The 21,972-nt window shown below is 69.0% G+C and carries 24 protein-coding genes; 15 read left to right on the top strand and 9 right to left on the bottom strand.

Annotation, left to right across the window (positions count from 1 at the left end; all coding sequences use genetic code 11):
* Window positions 1-22: 22 nt before the first annotated feature.
* From BQ8420_RS09965 to BQ8420_RS09955, 3 genes are all read right to left on the bottom strand, one after another.
* On the bottom strand, window positions 23-646 hold the full coding sequence (locus BQ8420_RS09965) for an HD family hydrolase (RefSeq protein ID WP_087097618.1): 624 nt from the start codon (window positions 644-646) through the stop codon (window positions 23-25).
* A 196-nt stretch (window positions 647-842) separates the two neighbouring features.
* A complete protein-coding gene (locus BQ8420_RS09960; protein WP_200815877.1) occupies window positions 843-1,745 on the bottom strand; it encodes a S9 family peptidase in 903 nt (300 codons plus the stop codon).
* Window positions 1,739-2,329 carry a TetR/AcrR family transcriptional regulator gene (locus tag BQ8420_RS09955; RefSeq protein WP_087097614.1) on the bottom strand — a complete coding sequence of 197 codons (591 nt, stop codon included), beginning with the start codon at window positions 2,327-2,329 and terminating at the stop codon, window positions 1,739-1,741. Before BQ8420_RS09955 ends, BQ8420_RS09960 begins: the two co-directional genes overlap by 7 nt.
* 496 nt (window positions 2,330-2,825) lie before the next feature.
* Between BQ8420_RS09955 and BQ8420_RS09950 the strand changes: the two genes are divergently transcribed.
* Complete coding sequence (locus BQ8420_RS09950) at window positions 2,826-4,286, top strand: aldehyde dehydrogenase (NADP(+)) (protein WP_087097612.1); 1,461 nt, start codon at window positions 2,826-2,828, stop codon at window positions 4,284-4,286.
* A gap of 43 nt (window positions 4,287-4,329) precedes the next feature.
* On the opposite strand, the gene BQ8420_RS09945 is transcribed toward BQ8420_RS09950, so the two are convergent.
* Window positions 4,330-4,974 (bottom strand): hypothetical protein, encoded by a 645-nt coding sequence (locus BQ8420_RS09945; RefSeq protein WP_087097610.1) that lies wholly within the window; start codon window positions 4,972-4,974, stop codon window positions 4,330-4,332.
* Between the two features lie 172 nt (window positions 4,975-5,146).
* Here BQ8420_RS09945 and add point away from each other — a divergent pair, with 172 nt between their 5' ends.
* Window positions 5,147-6,175, top strand: a complete 1,029-nt coding sequence (gene add, locus BQ8420_RS09940) for an adenosine deaminase (protein WP_087097608.1) — start codon at window positions 5,147-5,149, stop codon at window positions 6,173-6,175.
* Window positions 6,176-6,208: 33 nt separating this feature from the next.
* Here add and BQ8420_RS09935 read toward each other — a convergent pair whose 3' ends face one another.
* On the bottom strand, window positions 6,209-7,381 hold the full coding sequence (locus tag BQ8420_RS09935) for a DUF418 domain-containing protein (RefSeq protein ID WP_087097606.1): 1,173 nt from the start codon (window positions 7,379-7,381) through the stop codon (window positions 6,209-6,211).
* Window positions 7,382-7,679: 298 nt separating this feature from the next.
* Between BQ8420_RS09935 and BQ8420_RS09930 the strand changes: the two genes are divergently transcribed.
* A complete protein-coding gene (locus tag BQ8420_RS09930; protein WP_087097604.1) occupies window positions 7,680-8,732 on the top strand; it encodes a GntR family transcriptional regulator in 1,053 nt (350 codons plus the stop codon).
* Here the strand turns inward: BQ8420_RS09930 and BQ8420_RS09925 are convergent.
* Window positions 8,713-9,834: a CapA family protein gene (locus BQ8420_RS09925; RefSeq protein WP_087097602.1), complete on the bottom strand. Its 1,122-nt coding sequence runs from the start codon at window positions 9,832-9,834 to the stop codon at window positions 8,713-8,715. The genes BQ8420_RS09930 and BQ8420_RS09925 overlap by 20 nt on opposite strands.
* A gap of 761 nt (window positions 9,835-10,595) precedes the next feature.
* Between BQ8420_RS09925 and BQ8420_RS09920 the strand changes: the two genes are divergently transcribed.
* From BQ8420_RS09920 to BQ8420_RS09900, 5 genes are all read left to right on the top strand, one after another.
* Window positions 10,596-11,639 (top strand): chaplin, encoded by a 1,044-nt coding sequence (locus BQ8420_RS09920; RefSeq protein ID WP_087097600.1) that lies wholly within the window; start codon window positions 10,596-10,598, stop codon window positions 11,637-11,639.
* A gap of 100 nt (window positions 11,640-11,739) precedes the next feature.
* Window positions 11,740-12,645, top strand: coding sequence for an SURF1 family protein (locus tag BQ8420_RS09915; RefSeq protein ID WP_235006033.1), 906 nt, complete (start codon window positions 11,740-11,742; stop codon window positions 12,643-12,645).
* 7 nt (window positions 12,646-12,652) lie between these two features.
* Window positions 12,653-13,486 (top strand): class I SAM-dependent methyltransferase, encoded by an 834-nt coding sequence (locus BQ8420_RS09910; RefSeq protein ID WP_087097598.1) that lies wholly within the window; start codon window positions 12,653-12,655, stop codon window positions 13,484-13,486.
* Between the two features lie 98 nt (window positions 13,487-13,584).
* Window positions 13,585-14,397: a TIGR02452 family protein gene (locus tag BQ8420_RS09905; RefSeq protein ID WP_087097644.1), complete on the top strand. Its 813-nt coding sequence runs from the start codon at window positions 13,585-13,587 to the stop codon at window positions 14,395-14,397.
* Entirely contained in the window at window positions 14,394-14,879 is a 486-nt protein-coding gene (locus BQ8420_RS09900; protein WP_087097596.1) for a GNAT family N-acetyltransferase, read from the top strand. Before BQ8420_RS09905 ends, BQ8420_RS09900 begins: the two co-directional genes overlap by 4 nt.
* Before the next feature lie 80 nt (window positions 14,880-14,959).
* Here BQ8420_RS09900 and BQ8420_RS09895 read toward each other — a convergent pair whose 3' ends face one another.
* Window positions 14,960-15,226: a GntR family transcriptional regulator gene (locus BQ8420_RS09895; protein WP_087097594.1), complete on the bottom strand. Its 267-nt coding sequence runs from the start codon at window positions 15,224-15,226 to the stop codon at window positions 14,960-14,962.
* A 172-nt stretch (window positions 15,227-15,398) separates the two neighbouring features.
* On the opposite strand from BQ8420_RS09895, the gene BQ8420_RS09890 reads away from it, so the two are divergent.
* The 5 genes from BQ8420_RS09890 to BQ8420_RS09870 all read left to right on the top strand — a co-directional run bounded on the left by BQ8420_RS09890 (window position 15,399) and on the right by BQ8420_RS09870 (window position 17,461).
* Window positions 15,399-15,740 (top strand): hypothetical protein, encoded by a 342-nt coding sequence (locus BQ8420_RS09890; protein ID WP_087097592.1) that lies wholly within the window; start codon window positions 15,399-15,401, stop codon window positions 15,738-15,740.
* On the top strand, window positions 15,737-16,171 hold the full coding sequence (locus tag BQ8420_RS09885; RefSeq protein ID WP_235006032.1) for a hypothetical protein: 435 nt from the start codon (window positions 15,737-15,739) through the stop codon (window positions 16,169-16,171). The genes BQ8420_RS09890 and BQ8420_RS09885 overlap by 4 nt, the downstream gene beginning before the upstream one ends.
* A 106-nt stretch (window positions 16,172-16,277) precedes the next feature.
* Complete coding sequence (locus BQ8420_RS09880; RefSeq protein WP_067607473.1) at window positions 16,278-16,529, top strand: Smr/MutS family protein; 252 nt, start codon at window positions 16,278-16,280, stop codon at window positions 16,527-16,529.
* A 55-nt stretch (window positions 16,530-16,584) separates the two neighbouring features.
* On the top strand, window positions 16,585-16,809 hold the full coding sequence (locus tag BQ8420_RS09875) for a hypothetical protein (protein ID WP_087097590.1): 225 nt from the start codon (window positions 16,585-16,587) through the stop codon (window positions 16,807-16,809).
* 133 nt (window positions 16,810-16,942) lie between these two features.
* Window positions 16,943-17,461, top strand: coding sequence for a GNAT family N-acetyltransferase (locus BQ8420_RS09870; RefSeq protein WP_235006030.1), 519 nt, complete (start codon window positions 16,943-16,945; stop codon window positions 17,459-17,461).
* Window positions 17,462-17,465: 4 nt separating this feature from the next.
* Here BQ8420_RS09870 and BQ8420_RS09865 read toward each other — a convergent pair whose 3' ends face one another.
* The gene (locus BQ8420_RS09865; RefSeq protein ID WP_087097588.1) at window positions 17,466-18,392 is read right to left on the bottom strand and encodes a PfkB family carbohydrate kinase; all 927 of its coding nucleotides are present in this window, start codon (window positions 18,390-18,392) and stop codon (window positions 17,466-17,468) included.
* Window positions 18,393-18,524: 132 nt separating this feature from the next.
* On the opposite strand from BQ8420_RS09865, the gene BQ8420_RS09860 reads away from it, so the two are divergent.
* Both BQ8420_RS09860 and BQ8420_RS09855 read left to right on the top strand, forming a co-directional pair.
* Window positions 18,525-19,322, top strand: a complete 798-nt coding sequence (locus BQ8420_RS09860; protein ID WP_087097586.1) for a VOC family protein — start codon at window positions 18,525-18,527, stop codon at window positions 19,320-19,322.
* 87 nt (window positions 19,323-19,409) lie between these two features.
* Window positions 19,410-20,198, top strand: a complete 789-nt coding sequence (locus BQ8420_RS09855) for a VOC family protein (RefSeq protein WP_087097585.1) — start codon at window positions 19,410-19,412, stop codon at window positions 20,196-20,198.
* Window positions 20,199-20,330: 132 nt separating this feature from the next.
* On the opposite strand, the gene BQ8420_RS09850 is transcribed toward BQ8420_RS09855, so the two are convergent.
* Window positions 20,331-21,902 (bottom strand): long-chain-fatty-acid--CoA ligase, encoded by a 1,572-nt coding sequence (locus tag BQ8420_RS09850; protein WP_087097583.1) that lies wholly within the window; start codon window positions 21,900-21,902, stop codon window positions 20,331-20,333.
* Window positions 21,903-21,972 lie beyond the last annotated feature (70 nt).

The raw sequence follows: 21,972 nt of genomic DNA, 5'->3' as shown, positions 1-21,972 counted from the left end.
CTCCAGGGGCGGGGCGGAGTCTTCAGCCCTTGAAGTAGCCGCGGCGATCGGCGTCGTCGACGAGCGCCGTCGCGTACGCTCCCAGCGCCGAAGAACCCTCCGCGATCAGCTTCACCTCGGACATGACCTCGGACCGGGTGGCCCCGAACCGCACCCAGGCTCCGCCCTCGTTGTGCCAGTTGGCGAGCATGGGGGCCAGGCGGTCGACGGCCCGGGCGAAGCGTGCCTCCGACGTCCGCCGGGCAGCGAACTCCTCCCACAGCTCGCGGGCGAGTTCGGCCTGGTCTGGCGGCAGCAAGGGGAAGATCCGGTCGGCGGCGGCCCGTTCGCGCTCGGTCCGGGACTCGACGCTGTGGTGTTCGAAGACGAAGGGGTCCTCGGCGTCGATCTCGACGATGTCGTGGATGGTGAGCATCTCGATGACACGGTCGATGTCGGTGCCCTCGGGTGCGTACTCGGCGAAGGTCCGCGCGCACAGGGTCAGGTGCCAGGAGTGTTCTGCGGAGTTCTCCCGACGAGAGCCGTCCACCAGCAGGTTCCTGCGTAGGACGCGCTTGAGCTTGTCCACTTCCAGGAGGAAGCGCAGCTGTGCGTTCAGCCGTTCGTTGTCGACCCCGCTGGCAAAGACCGGTGCCGGTTCCGTCACGTGGTTCGCCCTCCTGATGGATGAACGGATCAGGTGGGACCGCTGGCGCGGTCGCCACTGGATGATCCCATGGAACGTGTGCCACCTGTCGCGCCGACGACGGGGAGGCGGCCGGGGGGAAAGGGGCGGGCGTGCCCCGGGTGAATGTCGGGGAGCGGCCGTGTTCTCGGCGTGGCCGGCCCCGGGGTGTGGCCGTTCAGTGTGCCGGATTCGTCCGGACCTGCGAGGAAGTGGGCAGGTGCCGGTGGAACCATTCGGTCAGAGCCCGGTCGGCCAGCACCCCGGCCGGGGTCAGCGGCCCCGGTTCGAGGCCGGGCTCCGGGCCGATGGAATGTGCCAGGTCCGGTACCACGATGTGACGGAGCGCATGCTCGTGGCCGGGACCGTAGGTGGCCCCGCCGGCCTGCCTCGCCAGGTCGTCGTGGAACGCTCGCCCGTGGTCGGGTGGGGACACCTCGTCCGCGCCTCCGCCGACCATGAGCAGCGGGGTGCGGTTCCGTGTGATCTCCGGGGCGCGTGCGCTCATGTCCAGCCGGCCACGGGTGCGTTGGGCCCGGGAGTTCCAGCGGTAGGGGGTGCCCGTACGGCGTTCACGGGCCGCCATCAACAGGGTGGGGTCGACGATCGGATTGACCACCGCGGCGGCCCCGACCGGGAGGCGGTTCTCGGCGAGGGCCAAGAGCACCGCGGTGGCTCCGGCGCCGACGCCGACCAGTCCGGTCGGGGTGTCGGCGACGGGCAGGGACGACCGGAGTTCGGCGTCGACCTTGCGCAGTTCGGCGGCGGCCTCCTCCACTACGGGGCCGAAGAGCTCGACCAGGTAGTCGCGTTCGCCGCGCTGGTTGATCTCGGTGACGCCGCCCTCGGGCAGTCGGGCGCCGAACAGCGGCAGCCCGAGGTAGACCCGCCAGGCCGGGAGGGCCGCCATGGGGATGGTCCCGGCGAGAGCGGATTCACTGCGGGGTGGTTCGAAGGCGTGCAGGCCGATGACGAGCGGAGCCGGTGCGGGGACCGCCACCGCCGGGGGCAGGGCGAGGAAGGGCACGCCCGCGGCGGTCCCGGTTGTCGGTACTTCCATGGCCGGCGCGTCGACTACCACGGATGGTCGCCTCCGTTACGTTCGGAGAAGTGGGACAGGTAGCTGCTGACCAGGCGTTTGGCCTCGTACACCAGCGCGGGGTCGCCTTCGGGGTTGTCACGGAAGGCGAGTTTGAGAACGGCGTCCGCCGCTTCCACGGACACGTGGACGGCTCTGTCGAGTTCGTCGTCGTCGGGGAGTCCGGTGACCGACACGATGATCTTGCGCAGGCGCACCGAGATCACCCGGTTGTTGTCGCTGCCACCGCTGAGCAGGCGGGGGTCGACGATGTCGCCGAAGTGGAGACTGCGAAAGCCCGGCACGTTGCGGTGCATGTCGATGTACTCGTCGATGATGGTATCGGCGGCCCCGGTCCAATGGCTGAAGGAGGCGTCGGCGAGTCGTTCGGTGACCCGGGTGCCGAACTGGTCGAGGAAGCGTAGCCCGAGTGCCTGGGTGATCGCCTTCTTGTCCGGGAAGAACTGGTAGACGGAGCCGATGGCCACGCCGGCCCGTTCGGCGATCCGTGTGGTGGACAGGTTGTCGTAGCCGACCTCGTCGAGGAGGTCGGCGCAGCAGTCGAGCATGCGCTGGACCCGGACCATACTGCGTTGCTGGGCCGGGAGTCGGCGTAGGGGGGCCTGCGCGAACGCGAGTTCGTCGTTGGCGACTCTGGCGGGCCCACGGCTCTCACGCTGGAGAGCGGTCCCGTCGTTCGGCTCCGAGGATCGTCGCGCGCGCGGGGGGGTTGAGCTTCGGGAATTGGTCGTCACGTCTCCTATGATGCCTTTTCGGATTCACCTGGTTCCGGAGAAATTCCAGTTTCGTTCCAAAGTTCGGTGCGGACACTTGTCCGGTTCGAGTGATTCATTCGTTCTTCCTGGTGGGGCGGGTCGGTGGGGTAAGGGGAAATTTGCCCCATTCGTCCGATACTCGCGCTTGATGTCGCTGTCGGTAGTCGTATTGTCGCGTCACGAGTTCGTGCGGGTGGATCTCCCTTCGGCCCATGCTCCGGAGCGCGACCCCTCTGCAACCGTTTGCAGTCCAGGCATGGCATGGTGGGTCCGGGCCCGCACATCCACCCCTCCAGGAGGTTCAGGCATGACCACGGACATCCCCGACACCACGGCGGAGGAACTCGACGCCGTCATGGGGCGCGCTGCCGCCGCCGCGCCCCTCTTCGCCGCACTCACCCCCACCGACCGAGCCCGCATGCTGCGCGCGGTCGCCGATGGCCTGGACGCCGCCGCCGAGGACCTGGTCCCCGTCGCGATGGCCGAGTCGCACTATCCCGAGGCACGCTGCCGCGGTGAACTGGGCCGCACCACGTTCCAGCTGCGTCTGTTCGCCGACACACTGGAACAGGGCGAATACCTGGAGGCCATGGTGGACCCCGCGGACCCGGAGTGGGGCACCCCCCGCCCGGACCTGCGCCGCGTCCTCGTGCCCTTGGGCCCCGTGGTCGTGTTCGGGGCGAGCAACTTCCCCTTCGCGTTCTCCACCGCCGGCGGAGACACCGCCTCGGCGCTGGCCGCGGGCTGCCCCGTCGTGGTCAAGGCCCACCCGGGCCACCCGGAGCTGGCCCGCCGCACTACCGATGTCGTCGTCGCGGCCCTTGAGGGCGCGGGCGCACCCGAAGGGGTGTTCGCGTTGGTCGTCGGCTTCGAGGCGGGGAAACAAGCGGTGACCCACCCGCTCACCCGCGCGGTCGGCTTCACCGGGTCCATCCCGGGTGGGCGCGCCCTGTACGACCTGGCGGTCTCCCGCCCCGACCCGATCCCCTTCTACGGGGAGCTCGGCAGCGTCAACCCGGTCTTCGTGACCCGCGCGGCCATGACCGTCCGCGGCACCGAGGTCCTGGAAGGCTACGCGGGCTCGGCCACGATGGGTTCGGGCCAGTTCTGCACCAAGCCCGGGGTGATGTTCGTCCCCGAGGGAGCGAAGCTGGACGCCCTCGTCACCGACCTTGAGGGCCGTGCCGCGGCCCCGTTGCTCAACGACCGTGTCGAGGAGGGCTACTCGCGCGGGCTGGACGACCTGTCGGGGCACCCGGCCACGGAGGTGCTGGTCCAGGGGCGACAGACCGATGAGGGATGGTCGCCGAGCCTGCTGCGCACCGACCTGGACTCCCTGCTGGAGCACTCCGAGGCTTTGCTGACCGAGTGCTTCGGCCCGGCCACACTCGTGGTCACCTACCCCGACGAGCAGCGACTGTTGGAGGTGGGCGGCGCGCTGCACGGACAGTTGACCGTCACCGTCCACGGTGAGGAGGACGACCCCATCGCGCCGGCCCTGCTGGCCTTGGGCGCCTCGGTGGCGGGTCGGGTGATCTGGAACGGGTGGCCGACTGGTGTGGCGGTCACGCACGCCATGACCCATGGCGGCCCCTACCCCGCCACGACGGCGCCTTCGCACACTTCGGTGGGCACCACCGCGATCCGTCGGTTCCTGCGTCCGGTCACCTACCAGTCGGTGCCGGACACCCTGCTGCCCGCCGAACTGCGGGACGGCAACCCGCTCGGTGTACCCAGGAAGGTCAACGGCGGAGCGCCGTCGGTCTGACCCCGAACGCACGGTGGCCCGGGCTTTGGCCCGGGCCACCGGCTCACTCGGTGTCGTACTGCTCGCGGAAGGATTCGCAGGCGGTCTGCTCACGCTCGGCCAGGGGCTCGATGACGACCATGCCCACGATGAAGAGCGCGGCCGGAGCGAACTCGAACAGCGTCCAGGTCTCGGCCCCGGAGCCGGCCATGTCGATCAGGGGGCGGACGGCGAAGGCGGCCGCGGCGATCAGCAGTGGTACGAACCGGTAGGTCGGGTTCGACACGTAGACGAGGTGGTCGATCATGTGTCGGGCGGTCCGGTTGACCTGCTCATCCGGACCCGGTGCTCCGGAGGCCGCCTGGCGTCGGGCGATGGCGTATCGCACTGGATCGGTCTCGGGCGACGCGGGCATCACGCGCAGGATCGAGTACGCGGCCAGTCCGGACAACAGGGTGACGGCCAGGGTCATGATGGCGACGGCGCCCAGGACCCAGCCGGGGACGCCGGCCGGATCGGTCAGGTTCGGGGCGGTCAACATCCCGGCGAGGAGAAGGGCGATGACCCCGGCGCCGGCCCCCCAGAGAGCGGAGTGGGCCACCGGGTGATGCTGAGCGTGCAGTCGGAGCCGGGCCTGGGCCACCTGCCCCGAGGTGGGACCCGAGGACGGAACCGAGGCGTACGAGTTTTTCCAGAGCGGGGAGGTCATGGCGCTCACACTACGAATTCGGACGCCGCCCGCACCATGCACGGAAGTCAGTTCTCCACCCCGGAGTTCCCGAACTTTCGTCAGGTCCGTCTCGACGACCCGTCGTCCGAAGGTGTCGTCCCCTAGGTTGCGAAGTCGGACCGCATTCGCACTATGCCCTGAGGTTGTCTCCATGTCCCAGGATCCCCACGTCCTCGCCGGGTCGCTCGTCGATGACCTGCCCAAGGTGGAACTCCACGTCCACCTCGAAGGTTCGATGCCCGCCGAGACCCTCTTCGAACTGGCGAAACGCCATCGGGTCGACGGTGTCCCGGACACCCTCGAAGAGCTTCGAAGCTGGTATGCCTTCACCGACTTCCCGCACTTCATCGAGGTCTATCTGGCGTCGGTGCGCACTCTGCGCGAGGAAGCCGACTTCGCGCTGTTGACCTCGGTCGTCGCCGAGGAACTGGCCGCGCAGAACGTCCGCTACGCGGAGGTCCACGTGAGCCTGTACACCCACCTGATGCGCGGGGTACCGGCGAAGGTGGTGTTCGACGGCATCGAACAGGCCCGGATCGAAGCCGAACGCGACCACGGTGTCCAACTCAGGTGGATCCCCGACTTTCCCGCGGACTTCGGGTTGGAGGCCGCCGAGAACACGGTGGCGGCCGTGCTCCGGGACGGCCCGTCGAGCGTGGTCGGTTTCGGGGTGGGCGGTGTGGAGTCCCCGTTGGAGCCCTACGCGGAGGTGTTCGGACGGGCCCGGGCGGCCGGTCTGGCGAGCCTGCCGCACGCGGGCGAGCACGGCGGTCCGGTACGGGTCCGCGAGGCGCTGGACCTCCTGAAGGCGGAGCGGATCGGGCACGGTATCGACACCATGAAGGACTCGGAGTTGGTGGCCCGTCTGGTCGACGAGCAACTACCCGTCGACGTCAGTCCCACCTCCAATCTGCGGACCCGCGCCGTGGAGCGGATCGAGGACCACCCCCTGCCGGCCATGTTCGACGCGGGGCTGTTGGTCACCCTCAACAGCGACGACCCCACGATGTTCGGCAGTGACCTGACCGGTGAGTACCGCATCGCCCACGACCTGCTGGGTGCCGCCGGGCTGGTGCGTCTGGCCCGTAACGGGGTCGAGGCGTCCTACCTGGGCGCGGCGCGCCGGCGTGCGCTGCTGGCGGAGATCGACGCGGTGGCCGCCCGGCACGGGGTGTCCTGAGGGGGCGGGCCCGGCACCCCCGGGCCCGCGGTCTCAGCGGGACGGCCCATAGGTGAGTCGGCGCAGCGCCACCTCGGCCGGCCCGCGCTTGTCCCGGCGGCGCATGAGGTCGGCGAGCAGCACGGTGGCCGCCCACACCACGACGGCGATGCCCACCCCGGCGGCCGGGGACGTGTGCTGGACGTGGAGCGTGTAGGAGGAGAACAGCACCGCCCACGCCACCGACTGGGCGAGGTAGAAGGTCATGGAGCGTTGGCCGAGCGCGGCCAGGGCGTCGGTCACCGGCCCTCGTGGTCCGGTCGCACGGGCGGCGATGAGTGCGATGAGCGCCGCGTATCCCAGGCCGCCCGCGTATCCGGTCACCTGGTGCAGCGGGGTGACGACGAGTACGTCCAACGGGGTCGCGTCGGTCCACACACCAGCCTTGGCCAGAGCCAAGGGCAGTCCGCCCAGAACGGACAGGGGGATGCCCACGAACGCGGTCGCGCGCAGCAGCCGCAGGTGTTCGCGCGGCCGTTCCAGGACACGGTGTCGGCCCGCCAGGACCCCGACCAGGAACGGGACGATCGTGCTGATGAACATCATCACGAAGAGGATCGCGAACAGTTCCAGGCGGAAGAGGAGCTCGTTCACGAAGCCGTCGGGCATCAGCGGCAGGCCGGCCCCTGTCATGGCATCGTCGGCGCCGACCAGCGCGTGGACGGCGGCGGCCACGGGCAGCCAGGCCAGCGCGAGGATCACCAGCGTCCGGTCGCGGAACCGCAGTACCCCGACGAGGAGCAGCGCCACCAGGCCGTAGACGGCCAGGATGTCTCCGGGAAAGAGCAGGGCGGCGTGCGCCAGGCCGAAGACGATCAGCCAGAGGCCACGCCGGCGCAGCAGGCCGCGGGTCCGGCGCCATTCGTGTCCCCGTTCGCCGCGTCGGTGGTGGATCCGGGCGAGTCCGTATCCGAACAGTGCCGCGAACATGGGGTAACCGCGCAGGTCCACGAACATGATGGTGCCCGCGTCGGTGATCCGGTCCGCGATGGTGAGCGGGTTCTCGGGGCCACCGATGAGGAGGGTGAACAGGTGCGCGTGGGCGAGCGCGATGACCAGGAGCATGACGCCACGGGCCAGGTCGGGGGCCAGGGAACGGCGGTCGAGTGGCAGCGGGCGGTCCGTGGTGTCCGGGGCTGGTGGCCTGGACGTGGACGTGTGGGACATGGTGGGCTCCGGAAGGGCCGAGGGCCGTGGCCTGCACGGCTGGGTGGACGTTGTACGCACCCGCGGCCGACGGGTGTGTTCCTCGTGGGTGGTGCACCGTATGCGTACAAGGTAAACACGGATGTGCGCCGCTGTGAACCCTCATTTTTCAGCGTTATCGCAGGTTGATGTACTAGTGCACTAGGGGTGGAAGAGGTTTGTGGGCGTGGTTTGAAGGGGTGCTCCGGGGCATTTCTCGATCGCATGCGCACTAGTACACTCTGCGGTCCGAGCGAAGAGTGGCCGAAAGGGGCCGGCTGTGTCCACGACTTCAGGACGAGGGCTCCCGCCCTACGCGCGGGTCTTCGTCGACATCCGCGCGCGTATCGACTCGGGGGAGCTTCGGCCCGGCGACCGGGTTCCCTCCACGCGGGAGATCACCCGGGAGTGGGGGGTCGCCATGGCCACCGCCACCAAGGCGCTGACGGCGTTGCGCCGGGAAGGGCTGGTGGAGGCGGTACGCGGGGTCGGGACCGTCGTGCGGGGCGGACCCGACCCGGAACCGATGTCGCCCTCCGCGCCCGCTTCGGTTCCCGAACCGGTACCGGATCCGGAGTCGGAGTCGGAGTCGGATCCGGAGTCGGCGAGGCGTGAATCCGAACGGCGACGTGAGCGCCGCTCCCAGACCGAACCCGCCCTCACCCGCGAGGTCATCGTCCGGGCCGCGATCTCCGTCGCCGACGCCGAGGGCATCGAAGGGCTGTCCATGCGCAGGGTCTCCACGGAGCTGCGGGTGAGCACGATGGCCCTCTACCGCCACGTCGCGAGCAAGGGCGCGCTGATGACGGCGATGATCGACCGCGTCTACATCGACGCCGCGTTGCCCGAACCACCGCCCGCCGACTGGCGGGAGGCCCTCGAACTGGCCCTGGTCGGGGAGTGGAGGATCTACCGGCAGCACCCGTGGGCCATGCGGCTGACCATGATGGCCGGGGCGGTCGTCTCCCCGGGGCTGATGATGAACGCCGAGTGGATGCTGAAGGTGATCACCGGACAGGGACGCTCCGCCGACGAGGCACAGGACGTCCTCGCCTTCGTATCGGCCTATACCTCCGGTATGGCCCTCCAAGCCACGAGGGTGGCCTTGGAGGACCACGAGTTCGGGATGGACGCCGATCAGTGGTGGCGCTCCCGGGCCCCGGAGTTCCTGCGTCACGCCGCCGAGGGCCGTTTCCCCCTCATGTTCAGTGTCTCCGGTCCGCCCGACGTCGACGCGATCTTCGAGGTCGGCCTGAAACACCTGCTGGACGGACTCACGCCGTTGATCGAGGGCACCGGGTCGGGGCCGGGGATCAGGCCGGGGATTCGCTGAGCGGGAGTCCGCAGTCGGCGCGCATGTCCACCCACGTTCGGTGGGCCCGTTCGGCCTCCTCGTCCTCGTAGGGAACGGGCACACCTTCCTGGATCCGGGCGGGCGCCCAACCGGCCTCCAGGACATTGCCCTGGTCGAAGGTGAGGGTGAGCACCCCGGTCTCGGCGGTCGGGCCTTCGAAGTTGTAGAACACGAAGTTGCTCAGGCCGTAGTGCACGTAGGCGTCACCCTGGAACCCGCCCGGGGACAACACGTGCGCGTGCCCGCCGACCACGGCGGCGGCGCCGGCGTCGATGATCTCGTCGGCCAGTTCGGGGGCGTGCGGGAGCGGACAGTGCGCACCTTCCAGCCCCCAGTGCAGGAAGACGACGACGTTGTCGTGTTCGGCTGCGGCATCCGTGACCGCATCCAGCAACCGGTCCTTCATCTCGTACTTGGTGGTGGCCAGACCGGGCTCGTCCTCGCCCGCGGTCCACGCGGGGATGAGCTCTTCGTCCAGTACGTCCGTGGCGCCGAACAGGGCGACGCTCTGGCCGTTGACCTCGGCGACGTGCGGGGCGTAGGCCTCGTCGGCGTCGTGGCCGGCGCCCACGAGGGCGACAGGGGAGTCGTCACCGTTGTCCAGGGTGTCGAGGAGCCCGTCCTCGCCGTAGTCCATGCCGTGGTTGTTGGCGACGGTGGCCACGTCCACACCCGCCAGGTCCAGCGCCTCCAGGGCGGTCGCCGGGGCGCGGAAGACATAGTCCTTGTCGGGGACGGGTGTGCCGCCCTCGGTGACGGCGGTCTCCAAGTTGACCATGGCCAGGTCGGCGGCGGAGAGGCGTTCGGAGATCGGGTCGAGGGCGGTCGAGGGGTCGTCGAGCCGGGGCAGGAGCAGGCCCTCGAACATCACGTCGCCACCGAAGGCGATGGTGAAGGGCTCGGACGCCTCCTCGGTGGACGCCTGGGGTTCGTCGGTGCCTTCCCCGGGGGGTACGGCACCCTCGTCGGGCGAGGTGTTCTGGTCTGCCGAGGAACAGGCGGCGGTGAGGGCGAACGCCAGGGTCGCGGTGCCGACCGCGAGGACCCGGAGCTTGTGTGGACGCGGGTGTTCGAGGTTCATCGCATGCTCCAGTACGGGGGGATCTGTGGGCATGTCCGCTGAGATGAAGGACGTGCGCCCGCCGGATCCGGTTGGCCGACATGGCTGGATGGTGCTCGGTTCCCCGCTGTGGTGTTGGACGGGAATGACTTGTGAGAGGCCCATCACGAGTCAGCGTAGGTGCTCTGACCAGCGTTTCCAGTGATTTCCGGGAGGGGTTTTCAAGATTGCGCAGCACGGAGTCGGAAAATATGCGCTATTCGGGCATTAGGCATGTTGCCGACAATTGTTCATATCCGGGTTAAGGCGCCTTCCGGTGAGGGTCGAAGAGTGAATCCACTAAGTTGCTTAGTGTTTTTTCGGGGTATCCGGAAGAAAAGTTTTCGCCTCTGATCGATGGTTCCTGGCCGTGCTGAGTGCCGGTGAGCGGCTCATGATCAAGCCCTGAACAGCTACAATGACGAATTGTGATCGAATGCGCATGGAGGGTGATCGTGGATGGCGTGGGAAATTCTGGGAAAAGTCCTGCACTCCCCTCCGTTCTGATCTAGCGTTTCGGTCCGTTGGCGGTTGTCCACGGAACGAACTCCGAAAGGGCGTCACCGTCACCCCTGTACGAACAGATGGGCCATCCCGTCGTTCCATCGATCTGTGGTGGACGGGCCCGCTCATCGTGTGACCCTTCCGAGCGCCCACGACGCGGGTGTCGGTACCGGGTCGCACGAACCTCGCGCTCCGCTCGGCGCATCCCCTGGCAGTCTTTCGAAAGGTCCAGCCGCACTATGCGCAACACGCTCCGTTACTCCTTCGCCACCGCAATGACCGCCGGATTGGTTCTGGCGCCGATCGGTGCCGCCTTCGCCGACGCCCAGACCGACGGCTCGGGCGGGGTGGGCAGCGGAAACCAGGTGGTCGTCCCCGTCGACGTCGAGGCCGACCTGTGCGGCAACGCGCTCGCCATCCTGGGCATCTCCAAGGGCGAGTGCACCAAGGTGTCCGAGGTCCTCTACGAGAGCAGTGGCCACTCCGCCTCCACCGACGGTTCCGGTGGGATCGCCAGCGGCAACCAGATCGTGGTCCCGGTCGACGCGGCCTTGGACGTGTGCGGCAACTCCGCCGCCGTCGCCGGTGTCTCCGAGGCCGATTGCACCTCCGTCGTCGAGGTCCTGGAAGAGGAGGGCGCCCCGAGCACCAACGCCTCCACCGACGGTTCCGGTGGTGTGGCCAGCGGCAACCAGATCGTCCTGCCGGTCGACGCCGCCATCGACATCTGCGGCAACTCCGTCGCGGTCCTCGGCGCCTCCAGCGCCAGCTGCACCACCGTCATCAACATCATTCACGCCTCCCCGGACAACGAGGGCGCGTCCGAGGTCTCCACCGACGGTTCCGGTGGTGTGGCCAGCGGCAACCAGGTCGTCGTTCCCGTCGACGCCGCGGTCGAGATCTGCGGCAACGCCGTCTCCGTCCTGGGCATGGCCGAGGCCTCCTGCGTCGAGACGATCTCCGAGGACGAGCCGGAGACCCCTGAGGAGGAGCGCGAGGAGACCCCCGAGGAGCCCGAGGAAGAGCCGGAGACCCCGGAAGAGGAGCCCGAGAAGCCCGAGGAGACCCCGGAGGACCCGGAGAAGGAGCACGAGCGCGAGGAGCAGCCCTCCGACGACAAGCCCGCGCCCTCCGACCAGGCCGACGGCCCCGCGCTCGCCGTCACCGGTAGCGCGCTGAGCGGCCTGGTCGCCGCCGCCCTGGCCGCCGTCGGGGCCGGTGGCGCCGGTCTGTACTTCGCCCGCAAGCGCAAGGCTGCCGCCGCCACCGCCGACGAGGAGTAGGACACGTCCCGGGTAGGGATCCACGCTCACGGCCGCGCCGTGCCGCTCCCGACATGGGGGCGGTGCGGCGCGGCCGCCGTCGTCTCATAACCTCGAAGACGTGCTCAAAGTCCTGTTCTCCAGACGCATGCTGGCCTTTCACGCGCTCGTCCTGCTGGTCGTCCCGTCCTTCATCTGGTTGGGGTTCTGGCAGCTCGACCGTGCCGAGCAGCGTGCCGCGTCGGTCGACCTCCAACAGGGCAACGTGGCGGCCGAGCCCGTGCCGGTGGAGGAACTCGCCACCGTGGGCGGTGATGTCCCGCCCGAGGACCGATGGCGCACGGTCCAGGCGGAGGGGACCTGGGACACCGACCACCAGTTGCTGTTGCGCAACCGAGACGGCTCCCAAGGGGTGGGGTTCCACGTCCTCACCCCGCTGGTCACCGACGACGGGACCGCCCTGCTCGTCAACCGGGGGTGGATCGAACGCGGGGAGACCGCGAAGGACACCCCGGAGGTCCCCCCGGTGCCGGAGGGCACCATCGAGGTGACCGGGCGTCTGCAGTTCGGTGAGACGGAGGAGAACACCGGTCTGCGCGAACACGGTGGGCTGCCCGAGGGGCAGATCATGTTCGTCGACATCGAGCGGCTCTCCGACGAGCTGCCGTACCCGATCTACGGCGGCTACGCGGAGCTCATCGAGCAGGACCCGGTGCCCGACCCGGCACCCGAGCGCCTCGCCCTGCGCGAGGAGGACCAGGGCATGAGTGCCTCCTACGCCTTCCAGTGGTGGGTGTTCACCATCGTCGTGGTGGTCGGATGGATCATCCTCATCCGGCGGGAACTGCAGGATCCGCCCCAGGACGAGACCTCGGGCGAGACCTCAGGCGAGAGCCCGGGCCCGGGAGGGGCCGGGGGCGGGGACGAGGCCGCACCCGGTGATACGACCGGCGATGGGGCCGGGGGTGAGGCCGGAGACGAGGCCGGGGGCGCTTCCGCCGACCGGATCCAACAGACACAGAACTAGGAGCGGTGTGGACGACGACCTGAGCGGGGGCCCGGAGTACCCGGTGCCCGGCGGGGTGGACCGACGCGCCGTGGGCGCGAAGGAGAGTGCCCGGGCGGGGCGGTACTGGTGGGACGGGGCGGCCGACGCCTACCAGGCCGAACACGGGGAGTTCCTGCGCGACGCCGGGTTCATCTGGTCTCCGGAGGGGCTCGACGAGGCCGAGGCACGGCTGCTCGGTGACGTGACCGGTGCCCGCGTCCTGGAGATCGGCTGCGGGGCGGGCCAGTGCTCCCGGTGGCTGCGCGCCCAAGGCGTGGCGGAGGTGGTCGCCTTCGACCTGTCCTGGCGTCAGCTCCAGCATTCGCGGCGGATCGACGAGCAGACCGACCTGCGGGTGCCCACCGTGCAGGCCGACGCCCAGCGTCTACCGTTCGCCACCGACTCCTTCGACGTGGTCTTCTCCGCCTTCGGGGCCTTTCCGTTCGTGCCCGCTGCCGAGAGCGCGCTGGCCGAGGCCGCTCGGACGCTGCGCCCGGGCGGGCGGTTCGTGTTCTCGGTGACCCACCCGATCCGGTGGTGCTTTCCCGACGACCCCACCGAACAGGGGCTGACCGTCCAGCAGTCCTACTTCGACCGGCGTGCCTACGTGGAGGAGGACGGGGACGGTCGGGCCATCTACGCCGAACACCACCACACGATCGGCGACTGGGTGCGGGGCATCGCGTCGGCCGGGCTGGTCCTGCGCGACCTGATCGAACCCGAGTGGCCGCAGGACAACGACCAGGTGTGGGGAGGCTGGGGGCCGGTGCGCGGTCGTATCATTCCCGGCACCGCGGTGTTCAGCGCGGTCAAGCCGTAGAAGGAACGCCCCCTGGTGCGGGGGTCCCGGGCTGGTGAAAAACCCCTTGGGTTCGGATGGAGCGCGCTGTAGCTTCGGGCCGGACGAAGGGAGCAGTGGTGTCCGTACGCATGCGCGAGGTGTGGCGACAGACCCGGGAGGCCTACGAGGCCGGCCACTACGCGGTGGAAGGGCGGGTGGTGGACCTGACGGGTCCGCTCGCCGTGATGCGGGAGGGTACGCGGTTGCACCTGCCCGAGGAGAGCGCCGCGCTGCCGGTACCCGAGCCTCGGTTCGACACCCGTTACGAGGTGACCGGGGAGGACACCCTGGCTGCCGCGCGGCGGGTGGCCGGTGAGAGCGGTGGCCGGGTCACGGCGCTCAACTTCGCGTCGGCTCGTAACCCCGGTGGCGGGGTGGTCAACGGGGCGCGCGCCCAGGAGGAGAGCCTGGCGCGATCCAGCGCGCTGTACGACTCGCTGACCCGTTGTCCCGAGTACTACGAGCACCATCGCGGCGAGCGGAGCCTGCTGTACTCCGACCGGGTGATCTGGTCGCCGAGCGTGCCGGTCTACCGCGACGCCAAGGGCGGGTGGTTGTCCGAGGCGGTTCCGGTCGACTTCCTGACCTCGCCCGCGCCCAACCGGCGGATGGTGGACCGCAACCAGCCCGAGCGCGCCGACCTGGTGGTGGGTGCGCTGGAGACGCGGGCCCGTGCGGTCCTGGCCGTGGCGGCACATCATGGGGCCACCCGGTTGGTTCTGGGTGCCTGGGGTTGTGGGGTGTTCGGTAACGCTCCGGCCGTCGTGGCCGGTGCGTTCGGACGTCACCTGAAGGGGGAGTTCGCGGGGGTCTTCGACCAGGTGGTGTTCGCCGTGTTGGACCGTGATCCGGCGGTGCGGGCACCCTTCGAGGAGGTCTTCGGCGGATGAACGCCTGGAGTGGGACATGGGAAGGTGCCGGGCCGGCCGGGACGGTGATCCGCAACGCTCGGTCGGAGGACCACGGGCGGATTCTTCGGGTGTGTGACGCCTGGTGGGGCAAGCCGGTCACGCACATCCTGCCCCGGTTGTTCCTGGACCACTTCCACACCACCAGTCTCGTCGCGGAGGACGGGGGGAGTTTGGTGGGGTTCCTGGTGGGTTTCCCCTCGCAAGCGCGGCCGGAGGAGGCCTACGTGCACTTCGCGGGGGTCGCTCCGGAACAGCGTCGGAGCGGGTTGGCCCGGGAGCTGTACCGGTTGTTCATCGACACGGCCCTCGCGGAGGGCAGGGGAGTGGTGCGCGCGGTGACTTCGCCTTCGAACGAGCGGTCGATCGCCTTCCACCGGTCCGTGGGGTTCACCGTGACGGGCCCGCACGAGGGCTATGAGGGTCCCGGCACGGACCGGATGTGCTTCGAGCTGCGCCTGTGACGGAGTGCGGTGTCGGTTCAGGCCTGGTTCAAGTCCGCGGCGTAGGTTCCCGGGGCCCGGCTATCGCCCTTGTGTGAGGGTCATTCGTAGGGCAGCACGAACACGCCGCGTCCATGGACGGATTGTGCCCTGCCGTTGTCGGTGAGGTACTTCGTTGCTTTGGCCACGGTCCCTCGTGAGACGCCGAACTCTTGGGTGAGCTGCGTGAGTGAAGGGATCGCACGTCCGACCTGGTAGCGCCCTGTCTCGATCCGGGCGACCAGGATGGCCGCGAGTTGTAGCCACACAGGCGGCATGGCCAACACGTCGATTTCCGAATCGGGTCCGAACCCCTGTGGCAAGTCCATGCATCAATCATGGTAGGGCGAAGGTAACGAGGCCCTTCTGAGGGAGTGCGCAGGTACCCATGTACTACCCATGAACAGTCGTGTACAGTGAAGGCCCCGTCAACGACGGAACCCCCGCGAAGCGCGCCAACGCTTCCGGGGGCCATGGTCACCGCTTAGAAGGAGCGGCAACATGTCTTACCTTATCGCTCTGTTCGCTTGCCTGATGAGGCTGATCAGGCCCTCACAGGCCGTCCACGCCGACCCCTACGGACGCTGCGCGGGTGTTCTCGCCGAGCTGCGCCGCAACCGCGCTCGCCGCGTCCGCAGGTACGTGGCCTCGTCCGCGTCGGGGTGCTCTTCCCCGGTGATCCCGGCTCCTCGCGAGCCTGTCGACTCACTCCCCCGTCCCATGCCCTGGGTCGATCCCCTGATGGTGGATCCGCGCTATCCGCTCCCGCCGGCGAGCATGGTGCGCGGGTACTACGTCCACCACGTGCGGACACTGGCGGTCGCCACGGGGGTGGCGGCATGACGAACATCGAACCTTTGGACTGTGCGTCGCCGCGCTGTGGCCTGGGCCAGGGTCACGAGGGCTCGCACACGGAGCACACGGAACCGTTCGTGGTGAACGCCTGCGCCGCGCAGCTCCACCGACTGCTGGCCTCACCTGGGCTGCCGTGCGACGCGGTGGCCACCCTGAACAGCGCCGACAACGTGTTCACGACGCTGGATTCCCTGCTCCGTGCGGGTGCTCCGTTGCCGTCCCGCTGGTTCCTGAGCGGCCACGAGGGAGACATGGAGGCGGTCACCCGGGTGTACGACGCTCTGTCCGAAGCGCTCCGTGAGACCGGGGAGACCGGACCGGTGTTCACCGCGCTCCGTGAAGCCTGCCGTCATTGGAAGGCGCTGGAGGGTCTGCTTCGCGCAGGGTCTCCGCTACCCGAACCGTGGCGCCGTGCCTGACCTCGCCGCCCGCCCCCGCTCTTCGGAGCGGGGGCTTCGGGGGCTGGTCGGAGTGCATGGTGCTTGTGCGCGTATCATCCGTGCCAATCGACCGGGAGGAAGAAGCGTGCGGCTCAAACTCGATCTCCACGACATCTTCAACAAGGGGCGCAGTATCGACCAGGCCCTGAACGACATCATGGACGAGGCCGAGAGCAAGAAGGCCAAGACCGTGGAGATCATCCCGGGCAAGGGCTCGGGCCAGTTGAAGAAGCGCGTGCTGCGCTTCCTGGACCGCAAGGACGTCAAGGCCCGCTACCACCGGGTGGAGAAGGATTCGAAGAACTTCGGTCGCCTTTTCATCCACTTCAAACACTGATCCGAGGCGTGTTCCCTGCTTCGATGGTGCTTGCTGGACAAGGCGTAATACTCGTATGGCGGAGGTTCGAATCAGCACCAGCCTCGATCCGGATGAGGCGGAGTTCGCGAGCGTCGACGCGCTGATTGCTGAGGCCGAAGGGCGCGCCGAGCATCACGGACCTGTCGACGAGGTCGGCGATGACTCTCTGAACGTGGACGAGCGCCATGAAGTCGACGAGGCGATGAGTCTGGTCTACGGCACCGCGGAATCCCAAGTCCAGAGCCGGGGCGAGGTATGAGTGCCCGCGTACCCGTCTACGACACGGGGACGCTCCTCGCCTTGGCAGTGCGCAAGGCCAAGGTGGTTCAGACGGACCGGTAACCGTGTCCGGAGCGATGCCGTCGGCACAGTGGATATGCGAGGTGGGTTGTGTGGGAGTGAAGCAAGCGATCGTCGAGACCGGGCGACTGACATTGGTCCCCCTGAAGCGCCGGTACGCCGACGACGTGGTGGCGTTGTTCGCGGACCCGACGATCAGTGCCCACTTGGGCGCCGACCTCTCCGATCCGGACCTGGCCCGGACGATGGTGGACTACCGGCTCGCCTACGAGGGCCCACCGGAACTCGGTCATTGGGTGATGGTGAGGGAGAACCAGGTGGTCGGTCTGGCCCACCTACGCCCCTCGAAGGAACTGCCCGGCGACCTGCCGGAGATCGGCTGGTACCTGGACACGAGGTTCGGTGGGTCCGGGTTGGCCACCGAGGCGGCCCGGGCGCTGCTCCGGCACGGGCTCGACGAACTGGGGCTCGACTCGGTGTGGGCGCTGGTGCACGTGGACAACACTCCCAGCCTCCGACTGGCCGAACGCCTGGGCTTCCTCATGGTGGGCCGGGGCTTTCACTACGACGGACCCCACAGCGTCCACGTCGCCCTTCCCGGACACGCCTGAGGGGTCATCGATCTCGGTCTGCCAGGAACGCGTCCACTTCCTCGGTGTCGGGAGAAGTGGCGGGGCCCCTGCGGGTGACGGCCAAGGCCGCAGCGGCGTTGGCCCGGCGGGCGGCCGGGACCGCTTCCTCCCCCGTGGCCAGGGCCGCGACGAACACGCCCACGTGCGCGTCGCCCGCGCCGTTGGTGTCCACGGCCTCGACCTCGAACCCGGGAACGTGCACCGGAGTACTACCGGGCTCCGCGACCAGACAGCCCTCGGCGCCGGCGCGCAGCACCACCACGCCGTCGATGCGTTCGGACAACACTGTGGCCGCCTCCGTCCGGTCAGAGGTGCCGGTGAGCGTGGCGGCCTCGGCGGCACTGAGGCTGAGCACGTCCACCCGGGGCAGCACTCGATCCAAGGTCGCGTGGGGGATCATCCCCACCACCGGCGCGGGGTCCAGGACCAGACGCACGTCGGGGGCCAACCCACCGATCCAGGTCACCAGGTCCTCCGCTCGCTCGCCCGGCAACAGCGAGTACCCCACCGTGTAGACGAACTCGCCCGACCTCGGCCGCAGACCGTTCAGGTCGGACAGGGGCAGGTCCATCTCCGCGCCCAGGTGGGTGACGAAGGTGCGTTCGGCGCTCGGATCCACCATGACCACGCAGAAACCGGTGTCGGCCGCCGGCCGGGGTGGGTGCGCGACCTGCACACCCTCGTCGCGCAGGGCCGCCCGCACCAGGTCACCGTTGGGTCCGGTCCCGTGCGCGCCCGCGTACTCCACCTCGCATCCGGCGCGCGCGGCCGCGGAGACCACGTTGAACCCGCCCCCGGGCAGGGCCCGCGAGGAGCTCGCGAAGGAACCACCGCCGGGCTCGGGCACACCATCGACCTCCATCACGACGTCGATGATCACCGGTCCCACATGGAGGAGTCGTACGGGCACTGCCAGGTCCTCTCGTCGGCTCGTCCCCGGATCATCTCGCACGCGGTTGTCGAGTTTTTGCCGGGGCGGTCCCGCTCGGGCGGGCTCCTCCGTCCCAGACTCGATAGGGACGGCGCGACAGGAGGAGAACCCATGCTGACCACCGACTTCGTCAACGGATCGCCCCGATGGGTCGAACTGGGGTCCGATTCCCCAGAGGGCTCGGCCGACTTCTATTCGAGGGTGTTCGGTTGGGAGATCGTCTCGGGTGGGGCCAGACTCGGCGACTACCTCACCCTGAAGCTGGATGGGGCGTACACCGCAGGGATCGGGTCGCGCATCCTCGATGACGAGCCGCCGGCGTGGACGATCTACTTCCAGGTCGATGACATCGAGGAGAGTTCACGGCGAGTGCGGGAACTCGGCGGAACCCTCCAGGTGGAGCCCACCGAGGTGTTCGAGTTGGGTTCGGTGGCGCACGCGACCGACCCACAGGGCGGCTGGTTCGCGCTCTGGCAACCCGGCACCTTCGTCGGTATGGAGGTGGTCGACCGCCCGGGGGCGCTGTGCTGGGTGGAACTGTGGACGACCTCGGCACGGGACGCCAAGGACTTCTACCGTGGGTTGTTCGGGTGGGAGAGCTCCGAGGTCTCCTTCCCCGACGGGGGGACGTACACGGCGGTGCGGCCGAGCGGGACGGGCGAGGACCGTCACTTCGGCGGGCTGATGGAGATGCTCCCCGAACAACTGCCCCAGACCGAGGGCTCCGCCGACTGGCACCCAGTGTTCCAGGTCGCGGATTGCGACGCGCTGGCGTCGAGGGTGCGCGACGCGGGCGGTCGGGTGCACATGGGGCCGGACGACGTCCCGGGGGTGGGGAAGCTGGCGGTCTGCTCGGACCGGTTCTCCGCGGGGTTCGTGATCCTGGAGCCGCTGAACGAACATCTCTGATCCCGGGCCACCGACCTCGCGCCGCGGCGAGCCACGAAATGTCGGTATCCGAGAGCACACTGGGAAGTCGACACAGGAGGAGCCCTGATGATCACCACCGACTACGTACCCGGTTCTCCCTGTTGGGCCGAGGTGAGCAGCCCGGACGTCGAGGCGTCCGCCGAGTTCTACGGCGCGTTGTTCGGCTGGGAGGCGGAGTCGGCCGGGCCGGAGACCGGAGGCTACGTGAACTTCCGGTTGGACGGTGCGCTCGTGGGTGCGCTCAGTCCCCGGATGGCGGAGGAACAGCCGATCGCCTGGACTATCTACCTGTCCACCCCGGACCTGGACGCGACCGTGAACGCCGCCGAGATCCTGGGCGCGACGGTCCCCATCGCCCCCATCGACGTGATGGACCTGGGGCGGATGGCCTTGCTGAGGGACCCGCAGGGCGGTGCCGTCCCGCTCTGGCAGCCGAGGGGCTTCGCCGGCGCGGAGGCGGTCGACGTGCCGGGTTCGCTCATGTGGACCGAATTGTGGACACCCTCGGCGGTGGACGCCAAGGACTTCTACGGAGCCTTGCTCGGCTGGGAGTTCAACGACGTCCCGATAGGAGACGAGGTGTACTCCACCATCCGCCCGGCGGAGCAGGGCGAGGACCGTTACTTCGGCGGGCTCATGGGTGTGCGGGCCGAGGACCTGCCACAGACGAAGGGCGCCGCCGACTGGCACCCCGTCTTCCACGTCGCCGACTGCGACGCGGCGGCCACCCGAGTGCGCGAGGCCGGCGGCCTGGTCCAGATGGGGCCGGCCGACACCCCCGGTGTGGGGCGGCTCGCCATCTGCGCCGATCCCTTCTCCGCGGGGTTCGTCCTGCTCACCCCGTCGCCGGAGTGACCCCGAGGACCCGAACCGGAAAGCCCCTGTGAACGGGGAAACCGGGTGTTCGCAGAGCACCCGGTGTGAGCGGCGCGATCCGAGCGAGCGCGGAAGGCGGGTCGACCCATGAGCCGACCCGCCTCGCCGGCGCTACTGGCGGGAGACGGCCGAGGAGCCGTCGCGCAGCACGAACTTCTGGATCTTGCCGGTGGCGGTCTTGGGCAACTGCTCCACGAACTCCACCTGGGTGGGTGCCTTGAAGTGGGCGAGGTTCTCGCGGGCGAACGCGATGACCTCCTCCTCGGTGGTCGTGGACCCCTCCTGTAGCACCACGAAGGCGCGTGGAGTCTCGCCCCAGCGCTCGTGCGACACACCCACGATCGCGGCCTCCAGGACGTCCGGGTGGCGCAGCAGCACGCCTTCCACCTCCACCGAGGAGATGTTCTCTCCACCGGAGATGATCACGTCCTTGATCCGGTCTTGGATCTCCGTGTAGCCGTCGGGGTGGACGACGGAGGCGTCCCCGCTGCGGAACCAACCGTCGCCCATGGCCTTCTCGGTGGCCTCGGGGTCGTCGTAGTACCCCTTCATGACGACGTTGCCGCGCACGGTGATCTGGCCGACGGTCTTGCCGTCCCAGGGCACCTCGTCACCGTTCTCGTCCACCACGCGCAGTTCACCGGAGGTGATGAGCTCGACGCCCTGACGGGCCTTGAGGGTGCCGCGGTCGCGCACCGACAGTTCCTTGTGCTCCGGGCGCGGCTCGCAGACGGTGATGAACGGTGCGGTCTCGGTCAGCCCGTACACGTGGGTGATGGTCCAGCCGAAGTCCTCCTCCAACCGTTCGATGGTCTCCGAGGCGGGAGAGGCCCCGGCGGTGACCACGTGGACACCGGACGGGACGTCGCCACGGACCTTCTCGGGGGTGTTGGCGAGCATGATGAGGACGGTCGGCGCCGCGCACAGCCAACTCACCTCCTCGGTCCGGATCAGTTCGAACACATGTGCCGGGTCCATCACCGGCAGGCACACGTGCGTGCCGCCCGCGGCGGTCACCGTCCAGGTGTAGGTCCACCCGTTGGCGTGGAACATCGGGAGGGTCCACAGGTACTTCTGTCCCAGCTCGACGCGCAGGTGCAGCAGGGTGCCCACCGAGTTCATGTACGCGTTGCGGTGGGTGATCATCACGCCCTTGGGGCGTGCGGTGGTCCCCGACGTGTAGTTGATGGTGAGCAGGTCGGTCTCGGAGATCTCCGGGTGGTCGAAGTCCGGAGAGGCGGACGCGATGAGCGCCTCGTAGTCCTCCCAACCCTCGCGAGCGCCTTCGAGGGCGACGAAGCGCTCCACCCCGGGCATCCGATCGCGCACCGAGTCCACGGCGCCGAGCTGGTCGGAGTGCACGCACAGCACCTTGGCGCCGGAGTGGTTGACGATGTAGACGAAGTCCTCGGCGGTCAGCCGGAAGTTGACCGGAACGAGCACCGCGCCCAACTGTGGAACCGCGTAGAACGATTCGAGCTGGGCGTGGGTGTTGGGCGCGATGTAGGCGACGCGGTCGCCCTGGGTCACCCCCATGGCCTGGAGGGCCGAGGACCAGCGGTCACAGCGGTCGAAGAACTGTTCATAGGTCAGGCGCAGGTCCCGGTCGACCACCGCCTCGCGCTGTGGGTACAGCCTGCGGGCGCGACGGGCGAACTCCAGCGGCGTCAGTGTGAGTTCCAAGGTGCCCTCTCCTTCGGCTTCTACATGGTGCGGGTGTGGCTGGTGATGCCATTAGGGCAAGTGGTTCATA

Source organism: Nocardiopsis sp. JB363 (genome assembly GCF_900143625.1).
Taxonomy (GTDB): domain Bacteria; phylum Actinomycetota; class Actinomycetes; order Streptosporangiales; family Streptosporangiaceae; genus Nocardiopsis.
The sequence above is the reverse complement of the archived record's forward strand: the minus strand, read 5'-3'. Positions and strand labels throughout refer to the sequence as shown.